The 12,545-nt window shown below is 36.3% G+C and carries 12 protein-coding genes; 9 read left to right on the forward strand and 3 right to left on the reverse strand.

The genetic code is table 11. The annotated features are described in order from the left end of the window. Positions 1-226: 226 nt before the first annotated feature. Positions 227-1,900 carry a ribonuclease J gene (locus QNH20_RS04460; protein ID WP_283921710.1) on the reverse strand — a complete coding sequence of 558 codons (1,674 nt, stop codon included), beginning with the start codon at positions 1,898-1,900 and terminating at the stop codon, positions 227-229. A 178-nt stretch (positions 1,901-2,078) separates the two neighbouring features. Between QNH20_RS04460 and QNH20_RS04465 the strand changes: the two genes are divergently transcribed. The 3 genes from QNH20_RS04465 (at position 2,079) to QNH20_RS04475 (ending at position 4,181) form a co-directional block, all read left to right on the forward strand. Further along, positions 2,079-2,540 (forward strand): GNAT family N-acetyltransferase, encoded by a 462-nt coding sequence (locus QNH20_RS04465; protein ID WP_283921711.1) that lies wholly within the window; start codon positions 2,079-2,081, stop codon positions 2,538-2,540. A gap of 370 nt (positions 2,541-2,910) precedes the next feature. Continuing rightward, entirely contained in the window at positions 2,911-3,906 is a 996-nt protein-coding gene (locus tag QNH20_RS04470; protein WP_283921712.1) for a hypothetical protein, read from the forward strand. A 14-nt stretch (positions 3,907-3,920) separates the two neighbouring features. Further along, entirely contained in the window at positions 3,921-4,181 is a 261-nt protein-coding gene (locus QNH20_RS04475) for a helix-turn-helix domain-containing protein (RefSeq protein WP_283921713.1), read from the forward strand. A 99-nt stretch (positions 4,182-4,280) separates the two neighbouring features. Here QNH20_RS04475 and QNH20_RS04480 read toward each other — a convergent pair whose 3' ends face one another. Continuing rightward, positions 4,281-4,883: an HAD-IA family hydrolase gene (locus tag QNH20_RS04480; RefSeq protein ID WP_283921714.1), complete on the reverse strand. Its 603-nt coding sequence runs from the start codon at positions 4,881-4,883 to the stop codon at positions 4,281-4,283. A gap of 208 nt (positions 4,884-5,091) precedes the next feature. On the opposite strand from QNH20_RS04480, the gene QNH20_RS04485 reads away from it, so the two are divergent. Further along, positions 5,092-6,396, forward strand: coding sequence for an alkaline phosphatase (locus QNH20_RS04485; protein ID WP_283921715.1), 1,305 nt, complete (start codon positions 5,092-5,094; stop codon positions 6,394-6,396). Between the two features lie 507 nt (positions 6,397-6,903). Here the strand turns inward: QNH20_RS04485 and QNH20_RS04490 are convergent. Continuing rightward, complete coding sequence (locus QNH20_RS04490) at positions 6,904-7,818, reverse strand: phosphotransferase (RefSeq protein WP_283921716.1); 915 nt, start codon at positions 7,816-7,818, stop codon at positions 6,904-6,906. 337 nt (positions 7,819-8,155) lie between these two features. Between QNH20_RS04490 and QNH20_RS04495 the strand changes: the two genes are divergently transcribed. The 5 genes from QNH20_RS04495 to QNH20_RS04515 all read left to right on the forward strand — a co-directional run bounded on the left by QNH20_RS04495 (position 8,156) and on the right by QNH20_RS04515 (position 12,504). Further along, positions 8,156-8,845 carry a Crp/Fnr family transcriptional regulator gene (locus QNH20_RS04495; RefSeq protein ID WP_283921717.1) on the forward strand — a complete coding sequence of 230 codons (690 nt, stop codon included), beginning with the start codon at positions 8,156-8,158 and terminating at the stop codon, positions 8,843-8,845. Between the two features lie 132 nt (positions 8,846-8,977). Beyond that, positions 8,978-9,469 (forward strand): OsmC family protein, encoded by a 492-nt coding sequence (locus QNH20_RS04500; protein ID WP_283921718.1) that lies wholly within the window; start codon positions 8,978-8,980, stop codon positions 9,467-9,469. A gap of 194 nt (positions 9,470-9,663) precedes the next feature. Next, positions 9,664-10,854 (forward strand): L-lactate MFS transporter, encoded by a 1,191-nt coding sequence (locus QNH20_RS04505; protein WP_283921719.1) that lies wholly within the window; start codon positions 9,664-9,666, stop codon positions 10,852-10,854. A 452-nt stretch (positions 10,855-11,306) separates the two neighbouring features. Further along, a complete protein-coding gene (locus QNH20_RS04510) occupies positions 11,307-11,801 on the forward strand; it encodes a DinB family protein (protein WP_283923346.1) in 495 nt (164 codons plus the stop codon). 241 nt (positions 11,802-12,042) lie between these two features. Next, on the forward strand, positions 12,043-12,504 hold the full coding sequence (locus QNH20_RS04515; protein ID WP_283921720.1) for a GNAT family N-acetyltransferase: 462 nt from the start codon (positions 12,043-12,045) through the stop codon (positions 12,502-12,504). The last annotated feature ends 41 nt before the right edge of the window (positions 12,505-12,545 follow it).

The raw sequence follows: 12,545 nt of genomic DNA on the forward strand, positions 1-12,545 counted from the left end.
TTCTAACTTCTACACAGGGACAGGGAACCTGTCTTCGTTTCCCTAATATTTGGACTCCCCATTCAGTTGGGGAGTCTTTTTTTGTTGGAAAAATAATCCTGATGTAGAGGAAAAACAATTTGGTTACGGCAAATTTAAAGTATTTATTTTGAATACCATGCCTAAACTTCCTCGTTGTGGAAGCTTTAGTAAATGTTTTTTTTCGTAGATGCTTATGTGTTTGTTATTAAATTTCAATTATGATTGGGAGAATCATTGGCTTTCTCTTCGTTTTTGCGAATAAATATTGGCCAACCGACTTTTTAATATTTTGTTTGATTACATTCCACTGCCGTATATCCTCTGCTTGTAAGTCATTAACCGTTTTTTTAACAAGGCGGTTAATTTCTCTTAGAAGATCTTCAGAATCTTTTACGTATACGAACCCGCGAGTAATCGTGTCAGGTCCTTGAATAATTTTTCTTTCCGTTTTACTTAATGTTAAAACAATAACGAGCATTCCATCCTCAGAAAGTTGTTTTCGGTCTCGTAACACGATTTCCCCTACATCGCCGACGCCCATTCCATCAACATACGTATCCCCCGACGGAATCCTCCGAGTCTGACGGGCAATTGAGTTTTCGATATCAACAACATCACCATTTTTAATAATAAATGTGTTTCCTGTCTCAACCCCAACCGATTCGGCGAGCAAACGATGATGGTGCAGCATTCTAAATTCACCATGAACTGGAATAAAATAGGTTGGCTTCATTAGGGTAAGCATGAGCTTTAAGTCTTCCTGATATCCATGTCCAGAAACATGCATTCCGGTTGTGCTTCCTGTTCCATAAATCACTTTAGCTCCCAGCTGAAATAAGTTGTCGATAATACGTGAAACATCTTTTTCATTCCCAGGTATTGGGGATGCTGCTAAAATAACGGTGTCTCCGGGGTAGACGGAAATATCCCGAAAATTTCCGCCAGCAAGACGGGCAAGAGCAGCCATTGGCTCTCCTTGACTCCCCGTACATAGAATGGCAACCTTTTCAGGCGCTAGTCGATCAACCTCATTTGCCTCAATCAGCATCCCATCTGGAATAGCTAAATATCCACGTTCGATCGCTACTGAGACGACATTAACCATACTTCGGCCAAGCAATGCAAGCTTTCGATTCGTCCGAATGCAAGCTTCGACCACTTGCTGAACACGATTCACATTTGAAGCGAAGGTCGAAATAAAGATTTTCCCATCAGCTTTCATAAAAGCCTCGTTCATATGACTGCCTACCATTCGCTCTGATGGAGTCAGGCCCGAACGTTCTGCATTTGTACTTTCAGAGATTAAAACTATAACACCTTGATTACCGATATCGGCCATTTTATGAATATCTGAATATTGGTTATTCGCAGGTGTTAAATCGAATTTGAAGTCTCCAGTATGAACAACATTCCCTTCAGGTGTATGAAAGACTATCCCTAAACAATCAGGAATACTGTGGCTTACTTTGAAAAAGGATGCTTTCATCTCTCCAAGCTCAAGCTTAGTATCTGAATCAATTGGAATGAGTTTTGTATCCCTTGCAAGCCGATGCTCATCTAGTTTTAATTCAATTAAGCCGAGTGTAAAACGTGTGCCATAAATTGGGACATTTATTTTTCGTAAGAGGTAAGGAATTCCCCCAATATGATCTTCGTGCCCATGTGTAACAATTAAAGCACGGATTTTTTCCTTATTCTCTTCTAAGTAAGTAACATCGGGAATAATTAAATCAATTCCTAATAAACTCTCATCTGGAAATTTACCGCCGCAGTCGATAATGGCGATATCATCTGCATATTGGACCACATACATGTTTTTTCCGATTTCATTTATACCGCCTAAAGCGAAAATAGATAATGTACTTTCAGTGGTTTGCAACTGAATTCCTCCCAATTCCAATTAGATAAAGTTAGTATTCCATTTTTAAAAAGCTTTATTTAGTTTCCTTATGAGGGAGTTCAAATACAGTTAGGTTTTCTGTTTCAAGTTCTTTAATCAAACCAATATTCATTACCAATTTGTGTTAAAATTAGTTAGTATTATTGGAGGGATGATAATGCGGAAAGTTCAATTGGAGGCAATTGAAACGGAGAAAAGAAATTTATTTTTTGATTATCTCTTAATAGCAGATGAAAGCGAAGAGATTGTCAGAGCGTACATAAATGATGGAGAGATGTTCTCGATTTGCTGCGAAGGAAAAATTGCCGGAGTTGTTTTATTTACGTTCCACTCGAACGGAATCGTTGAGCTTAAAAATATTGCTTTAACCGAAGATTACCGAGGGAAAGGGCTAGGAAAAATAGTAGTTAATGAGGCTTTCGATTTATATAAAATTAAGGGACTAAATAAAATGATTGTTGGAACGGCTAATTCAAGTATTGATAACTTAGCTTTTTATCAAAAGCTAGGCTTTAGAATGGTTGAAATAAAAAAGGATTTCTTTAAAAATTATCCTACACCTATTTATGAGAATGGGATCAGGGCAATGGATATGGTGATGTTTGAGAAAGAATTATAAAGTGAAGGGGGGCTGGTTATGCAAATCAACCTTTATTCCTAACATCTTGTGAAGTATTGGCCCCTCCATCGCCAAATACTATGATAGCCACTCATGCTATCCCCGCTACTAACTATAATAACGTTACAATATTACTAACCTATGTCTTAGATGTTATAGATCCTTTAATCTTACATTAAGTAACGATGACGCATGAAAGGACTTACGAATAAAAAACTTCTGCGGTGGGCTTCATGTAGCTCTATACTATACACATATCGCTCGTTTATCTAGAACCCTCTTTACATTCTTTTCCAACTTTGGTATTCTTAAATCGTAAGTAGTAAGTAATAAGTGAGAACCACTTATTTTATGAACTAGGAGGGACGTTATGAAGGAACTTAGTTTCGCGCAAAACTTTTCCATGATAGCACTCAACGCCCAAGATAGTCTTCATTTAACTAACGCCAAGAATGTATCCTTGCGTTGTATGGCTGGTGCAACGATTCTAGAATTATATTTGGACAACGGCTTTACAAGGGAGGGCGATATCCTTACTTTTAAAAGGGAGAATTTTGAGTGTCCCTCGATTACTATGTATCAAGAAACTGTTTTAAAGGCTCTTATTGGTAAAAATGAAACGATAGATGAGACGCTTCCTGATTATCTCACGAAAGTTACTAAGCTATCTAAAAAGATGTTGAAAGAAGTTGAGTACTCTTTTGCCGTTTCCTTGTTAGGAGCTAATGCTTTGGAAGAAATTCCTTCACTAATTGGTTGTGATTTGGAATATGTAACAGCTGGTATTTCGATGAAGGAATATCGGAGCAATTCAGAACTCTATACAAGATTAACGGAAAGTCTTCGTGCTGAAATATTAGAAGACGGGGCAATGACAGATGAGACAATCCTTATGCTTTGGTTGTTACGGGAAAGCGGATGTCTTTATGATCTTTTCTCTAGGGAAGAATTGAAACGAGTTGCAGCTCGCATATATGAATTACTCGACAGCAGTTCTTTGGCTAAAGTGGTTTTACCAATTAATATTCATAAATCCTTTGAAACCGCTGTAAAGAATTTTTTAAAAATAAAGAAGGAAGTTATGTCTACTCCTTCAGGTTCAGGAATCAATTTTATTTTTCCCGTAATTGAACGATCGCAATCTATTTTTATTGATACAGAAGAGTTTTTTTCAAATAAAGAAGACCGTTTGAGTGATGTTAAAGCGCGGCTGGAAAGCAAAGGCCACGTCTTTACGGTGATACGTGAAGGAGAAGTACCCCTTATCAAGATTGATAATGTCCTATATGAAGCCGTACCATCTGCCAAACAATATAGAATACCTGTTCATGGTGTCCGGTTAAGAAAATATCCACTATCCTTATAGCAAGGGGGATGAAAATGTCCCGGCAACGTTCAATGGAAAAAATATTGGCTTCCGAATTTGTATCCATCGGAGAACTGGTCCGTCTAAGTGGATGTCGTTACAGTACCCTAAAATTCTATACGGAAGAAGGGATGCTTCCTTTCAAGCAGGAACAAGAAAACCTGACTCGCCGGTTCCCCAGAGAAGAAGCATTATTAAAAATCAAAGAAATACAGGACTTGAAAAAACAGGGTCTTAGTATTCCGGAAATAAAAGAAAGACTAGTTGAAAAATAGGTAATTATTCATTCCAGACAATAAAACGGCAGTGAAATCACTGCCGTTTTAATATCATCTGGTTGTTCTTCAATGTAAAAAAACAAGAGTCCCTTGATTCTAACGATCAAAGGGACTCTGCTGTGTTTCATGAAGCTGGTTAAGGACCAGCGGAATAAAATCTGCATAGCTGTCGATGTGAAAATCGGCGGCAATATTGGGACTTTGAAAGGCAACGGTTTTGATATGTAATTGTCTTGCGGGAATTAAATCTAAGTCCCGATCACCCACGACCAAATCAATGTGGTGGCTTTTGAGGACATATTCATAGGAAGAACAGTGAGGTTTTCTCGTGAAGCCTTGTTCTTCAACGGAAACAATTTCTTTAAAGTACTTGGCTAGATGGAATTTTTCAAGGAGATAAATGGTGGATTCCTTATCTCGATGAGTCACAATAATATTGTTTTCGACAGAAGCTAAAACATCCTCCAGGTGATCAAAGGGCTTGCTGTCCAGCTTTGAATAATGAATATGTAATTTTTGGAATTCTTCTCTCAGATCCTCACTAATACAATAGTGTTTAAAGGCGGTTTTAGAATCAATTTTTAGCCATTTCAACACTTCGCTCCGGTCAAGGTCTTTTTGACTTACTTTTACTATACCTTCAACGAGTGCTGGATAGGTATCAAATAAGGTTCCATCGAAATCCCACAATATGTTCATAATAATCACTCCCTTCAATAAAGTTACCCTAAAGATGTTATCATATACAATCGTAATTGATAAGTCTAGATAAACATTAAGAATATTTATGATTTTTGTAAAATTATTGTATTGCCTAATAACTTCGTCCTTTTTTTATGTTATAAAGGGAGTGTGAATAAATGGTTTCAGTTATGATTACTACGTAAAAGAAAGGTGTTGTTAAGCTTTGTTAAATTCCACCGTCCTTCAACATGATTATAAACTGAATTCATTCCATCCAATTTTGAAATACAATGGAACGAGGAAAGTAAAAAATGTCATCTTACTAATCGGCGATGGGATGGGATTTTCTTATACCACAGGTCTTCGCTACTTCAATCATGATTCCCGAAAAGGAATTATGAATCCCACTATATTTGATCAATACTTTGTCGGCTCCCAATCAACCTATTCATTAGATAGAGAAAGTAATATTACTGATTCCGCTGCAGCAGGTACTGCTTTAGCGACGGGTTATAAAACCTATAATGGAGCACTTGGATTAAACATTGATAAACAAGCTGTTCCGACTGTTTTAGAATATGCAAAATTTCGTGGCAAGTCTACTGGCCTGGTAGGAACAAGTCAGATCAATCACGCAACATTGGCGGCATTTGCCGCGCATATTGAATCTCGAGAACAATATGATCAAATTGCTGATGATTATCTCGATGAACGAATAGAAGGTAAACATAAAATAGATGTGATGCTCGGGGGAGGAACATCCTATTTCTTTAGGAATGACCGAAATATAATAGAAGAGTTTGTTAAAAATCGTTTTGGGTATGTGACCAACTTGCAGGAGCTTGTTTCGAATAAAACAGAGAAGCTGCTTGGTTTATTCGCACCGATTGAGCTGCCGAAAAAAATTGACCGTGATCCGACAATACCGTCCCTTTCCCAAATGACGAAAGCTGCCCTTCAACGCTTACAGCAAAATCCAAATGGCTTTTTTCTATTAGTGGAAGGGAGTCAAATAGATTGGGCAGGGCATGACAATGATATCGTCGGGGCAATGAGTGAGGTTAAAGACTTTGAAGCAGCGTTTAAAGAGGCGATTGAGTTTGCTTCCGATCGAGAGGATACGATTGTCATTGCGACAGCTGATCACTCAACCGGGGGAATGAGCATCGATCGAAATGATAATTATAAATGGAATCCAAGTGTGATTAAATCGATTACCTCAACACCGTTTGTGATTGCCAGCAGATTGCATGAAACAAAAAACATGGCAACTTTAAAGTATTACATGAACTTTCCACTTCATGAAGAGGACTTGAAAACCATCCAATCAACTCTGGAGATGGAAGTAGAAGATACACGGCAAGCACTTATTAACATTATCAATCACTATTCCAGTACGGGCTGGACAACCAAAGGGCATACGGGTGAGGATGTTCCCGTTTATGCGTATGGTCTGAATAGACATTTGTTTAGCGGCAGAATGGAAAACAGTGATATTGCAAGGATTCTTTTTCAGATTATGGATTAAAAAAACCATTATAATTACTCTTTGAAATCTGGACTAACTTATAATGAGTAAAGAAAGTTAATAAAAATAGCACCAGGGGAGCGCCATCTGAATGCGGGTGGTGTTTTATTATTTTTTGAAGACTATCAGATATTTGATAATAGAAGATTAAAGCGATGGAGTAACAACGATAGGATAGTAATGAGAAGCATGAATTGCCTCAGGGGATTATCAAGGACAAAGAAGTGTACAAAGTGGAATCAAAATAATCAATCGAATCATGAAATCTGTCATCCATAACAACTCCTTTAGTATTTGATTTTTTATAAGCTAAGTATATAAGTAATTTGTAAACTCTTTATATGGTAATTGTAAATTTATTGTCAAATTTTCTACGGATATGAACTAGGCGGACAGTAACTGCCACTGTTAACATTCTGACAGAAGAAAATAGGAAAAGCCCCTTGATTCTCACAATCAGCAGGGCTTTGTTTCATTTCATAAAAAACCATTATTATAATAAGAACTTCATTCCATTAATGCTAAACGTAATGTAGAACGACATTCGTTTACTAATTCATCATCCTTTTGATCATCCGCGTATAAAAGAAGTAAGACGATCGTATATATTGCTTTGAACCTTCCGATTTTCTTAAATTCAGGTTGAACATCACCATATATTTTGAAAAAGTGTTCCCTTCCTTCAGCCGGCAGAAAACCATAAACGATTGATAGGTCGATTGCCGGATGGCCAATATGCGTATCCCCCCAATCTATAACTGCTGATACTCTGCCATCTTCTTTTACAAGGATATTGCGAATATGTAAATCACCATGAACAAGTGTTTTGGTTTCATCCTCTAAAGATTTTTTTATGGTTGAAAGAAATAATTCCAGCTGCTCCACTGTATTTAGGTCGATTAAACCTTTTTCCTTGGCTTTTTCTATATTTGTTTCCAGCATTGGTTTTCTTTTAGGAATATTAATCCGCCCCAGCTGGTCATAAGGAATTTTCAGATTTTCTGCCTCTGTTATAGGAAAATCATGCAGCGTTCTTAAAAATTGAGCCAAAGGTTCTACCGAATCCATACGCTGTTCAGGTGTCAACTTAGAGGGTGTTTTTCCTGATAAGATTTGGTACCCTGCAAATGGCCACGGATACTGATCTTCTGGAATGCCTTGAAATTGAGGATTCGGAATAGGGATTGGCAGCAAGGAAGCTAATACAGGAAGGAGCCGGTTCTCAGTTTGAATTAAAATTGGTGAAATTTCTCTTCTGGGAAAACGAAAAACATATCGATCATTGACGAGAAAAACGGAATTATCAAACCCTTCACCCAATACCTTCACTTTTACTGGCTTAAGCTCCGGGAACTGGTTCTCAATCATCATACCAGCCCTTTTTTTTGAAATAACCTGCTCAGGGGACCATGGCTGGCTCATTCATTCACCTCCATTCTATATTTATTTACTCAAACTCTTAGAAGAAAAATGGATTACATTGACTCCTTCTTCAGCTTACACTATAAGCCGCTGAAGAAGTGTGGTTATTTTTATTACACTGTCTACTTGACAGGGATATGTTAAATGATGGTTAGTTATTATTTGTTAGCCGTGTTAGGATAAATACACTGTAACTTACTAAAAGTGAAGAGCGAAATTAAAAAATGCAGCAGGTATGGATAGTAACTTTGCAAGGGAAAAGGGGCGCTTTTTAAGTTTATAAATCAAAGCGGTGGCAGCCTAAAATGAGCCAATTTAATTTTAAGGAGGATACAGGATGGATTTTGAAAATCAGATTTTTTCTAATAAAGTTATCCAGTTATTTCTTGAAAACGATTATGACAAGGTGATGAGTAATGGTAAGGAGTTTACCTTTAAAAAAGGTGAATGTATTACAATACCGGGTAAATTATCTGATGACGTATTTATTATAAAGAAAGGAAATGCAAGTGAATTTCACATTCATATAGATGGAAAAGAATGCATTATTGGCTTGTTATGTGCTGGAGATTTTATTGGATTAATGGATGTCTTTACTTCAAGGGCAAGCAAAGTATTTGCAAAGGCTTTGACAGAAGTAACGATTATTGCAGTTTCAAAACAAGAAGTCAGAAAGATTGTTGAGAATAGTCCGTCATTAACGCTTGCGTTACTGAATTATACCTCGGAAAAATATAAGGATATGGTTGAAATTCTAGAGCAAATTAGTTATGGAACAGTTGAAAATCGACTCATCTTTTTATTAAAAAAATTGAGTTTGAGTGATCAGAGGGATAACGATAAAGAATGGTATCCTGTACCTGTCTCTATTACACATAAGGATATAGCGGGGATGATTGCTTCAACCCGGGAAACAGTAACTTTAACGTTAAATAAACTTTTACAAGAAAAAATTATCCGCTATGACAACGGGAGAATCTGGATACGAATGAATATCGAAAAAAAATGTGATAGTTTTTATGATTAAGAGCTGTAGATAAATGGAAATACATAAGAAATATTTCTATTTTCATATGTAAGCTGCCTTACATACTCCGAAAACATCTAATGCTAAAATTTCTATTGTTAAACAAAACTAAGATGTTAGGGGTAATGTATTATGAATAACATTAATTTTGAAGCTGTAAAGAAGGTTACAAACAACATAAAGGAAAATCCGGAACTTGGAATGAAAAAATGGACTGCTCACCTTAAATGGAAGGATGGCACAGAAAATGAGGCTTTTATCCGGGATTTTACTCCTTTAATTATTGATGAACCTATTGAGTTAGGAGGTACGAATAAGGGAGCTAACCCCGTTGAGTTTTTAATAACAGCGGCAGTAAGCTGCTTTACGATTACGTTTGAGGTTTTTGCGAGCCAAGCAGGGATTAAACTTGAAGAAGTATCTGTAGATATTGAAGCTGATTTAAATGTGGCGGTATTTTTAGGAATAGAAGAAGGGGAACGTGGAATTTTGAATCCTGTTATCAAATTAAGAGCTCTTACCTCTGCTTCTAAAGAGAAAGTGGAAGAAATAGCAAATCAAGCTCTGACGGTATCACCTGTATTAAAAAGTCTCAATACAATGGTTGCATTAGTTGTTGAATAATTAAACAACCCCTGTTCAATAATTTGTTAATCGTTTGCTGAAAACAAAGGACCTTCTTCAAAAGCGAAAAAGTGATGAGCTTAAGATAAACCAGAAAGCTTTAACAACAAGCTTAACAGCTCAAACTATTTGCTATATAGAGGAGGTCTATTCAATTCAAAAAGCTAAAAAGGCCGGCTAGGAGGGAAGCATTAATGAATCGGTATAAGAAAACACGATGGCTGGTTGTTCTAGGAGCTGTGTTAGTACAAATATGTTTAGGCTCGATATATACATGGAGTTTATTTAACCAGCCACTAATAGATAAATTTGGCTGGGATCAGTCGGCTATTGTTTTAACTTTCTCTATTACTGTTGCAATGTTTGCTTTTTCCACAATTTTTGCAGGAAAATTGCAAAATAAAATAGGGCCTAAAAAGGTTGCAATTTTAGGGGGACTTTTACTAGGAATAGGTTTAATTCTATCAAGTAAAGCAACATCCTTAATTGAATTGTATATTTATTTTGGGGTCATTGGTGGTACTGGTGTAGGGACAGCTTATGTTGCCCCTTTGACGACATGCATCAAATGGTTTCCGGATAAAAGGGGATTTATTACAGGAATTGCTGTTAGCTCCTTTGGATTAGGAAGTTTAATATTTAAGTCTCTTGTTTTAGATTTAATTCTCACAAAAGGAGTTTCTCAAACGTTTTTGTATCTTGGAGTGATAAATCTAATATTAATTGTGTTAGGGGCGCAAACTTTATCAACACCTCCAACAGATTATGAAACCACAGGAGTTACGGAAGGGGTAGAATCAAACAGTAAGGATTCTACAAGTACTCAAATGATTAGTACCAAACAATTCTACTTATTATGGATTGTGTATTTTTTTGGGTGCATTAGTGGTTTGTTAATAATTGGACTAGCACAGGACATCGGGATTGATCTTGTAAAACTAACTCCAAGAACTGCAGCTAGTGCTATAACGGTAATTGCCCTGTTTAATGCTGGGGGAAGACTGGCATGGGGAGTAGTATCGGATAAAATTGGAAGAAAAACATCATTATTAATAATTTATTTAACAACATCTATAGCTATGGCTATAATGAGCACAATTACTATGAATACTGTCATATTCTTTGTGTCTGTTTCAATGATAGCTTTAAGTTTTGGCGGACTTGTTACCGTAGTTCCTGCGATTACAGCTGATTATTATGGTGTCAAAAATATAGCTTCTAATTACGGAGTAGTTTTTCAAGCATTTGGCATTGCAGCGATTGCAGGGCCTATTATTGCTACGAATTTTGGCCTTAATAATTCATTTTTAATTGCAGCTGCACTATCTATATTTTCAATGATCATTACAATATTTATTAAACCTCCGTTTGCGTTATCTCGGTAAAATGGTAAAGGCGTTTATTTTGCTAATATCGATTAAACCAAATATATTTTGGTTTTCATATGCGAGAACAATGGCTTGCTTGATAACAAAAGCCTAAGTGCTTGGTCCTTACCTCGCTGTATTAACTTTATTAATGGGTCCTTCAAATTTTAAGAAGGACCCACTATCCTTTTTAAGAGATCACTCCAGGAAGGTATATCCTATTTCTGCAATCCTCTTTGCAGTTTTAACTAAATATAGTTTAGGATTTCTAGAATGATTTTTTGGGGAAATGTGTTAAAAAACAACCTAAATATGGTAATGTTTAGTATAGATCTTTATAAATTTTCAAAGAATTTGTAAAAATGGTTTGATTTTAGGATATTGAAGACAATGTGTTAGCGGTTTTTATTTTTCAAAAAGTAATGTTGGATTAGAAAAAACAGCCGATTTTGAGAGGGAGAGGATTGAACGTGCAAATTTTTGATTATCATTTATGGGCCAATAAACTTGTTCTTAAACATTTAAAAGAGCTGCCAGGTGAGGTTCGTTTTCAAGAGGTACAAAGTGTCTTCCCTACAATATATGATACTATTTTTCACATGTATCAGGTTGATTACGTCTGGCTGCGTGTACTTAAAGGGGACAGTTTTGACAGTATCATCCAAAGTGTCACGCGATTACAAGATGAAAAATTGGAAAGAAGCTTGGAAAAATTAGAACAAAATTACCTTCAATTAAGCGCGGAGTACCGAGATTTTATTGATGGACATGAAAATCTAAATGCGATTACTACTATTCACCATCCAAGTTATGGGACATTGAAAGCGAGTTACTTTGAATTGCTTCAGCACGTTGTGAATCATGGTACCTACCATCGTGGAAATATTACTGCAATTCTTAGACAACAGGGATATAAGGGAACTCAAACCGATTATGTGTTTTACTTATATCAAATACAGAAATAAGATCAGATATGGGCTGCATAGTGCGGTTCTTTTTTTGTCTTTTTTATGTAAGTATGGAAAAAGAGGACAGCGAATAGTAACGATATTGACGATCAGTTATGGAGAAGCATTAAAAATGGAAGCTGAAAAACGGCAAATCACGTGGTGAAATATTGAATATTTGGATTTGAATGAACGTATCTTTTGAAAAGGGTATAAAACAGTTTGATTAATGGTTTTACAAAAAAGGCAGGGGATTGCAATGGATATTTGGAAAACAAACGGATTCTCTATTTCTACTAATAAAGAACATTTAGATGTGGACGTAGTTCACCATTTTTTAAGTCATGTAGCATACTGGTCAAAGGGGATCGCAAAAGAAACAGTCATCAAGTCAATTGAACATACTGCTTTATGTTTTGGGGTTTATAAAGGTGAGGTTGATCATGGAGGCAGTCATCAAGTCGGATTTGCTAGAGTGATATCAGATTTAGCTACATTTGCCTATCTTTCCGATGTGTTTATTTTACCTGAATATCGTAAATTGGGATTATCTAAATGGTTAATGGATATTATTAGTAACCATCACGAACTACAAGATGTTCGTAGGTTCATGCTAGCTACTAACGATGCTCATTCCTTATATCAAAAGTATGGTTTCGAAGAGATTAGCAATCCAGAGCGACTCATGCAAAAAGTTCGCCAATCTCCGTACCAGCAGTAAAGGACTTTCTTAAGGACAAAACGAGAAGTCTATTGACTCAT

Origin of the sequence: Neobacillus sp. WH10, assembly GCF_030123405.1 — a bacterium.
In the GTDB taxonomy this organism is placed as follows: Bacteria; Bacillota; Bacilli; order Bacillales; family Cytobacillaceae; genus Neobacillus.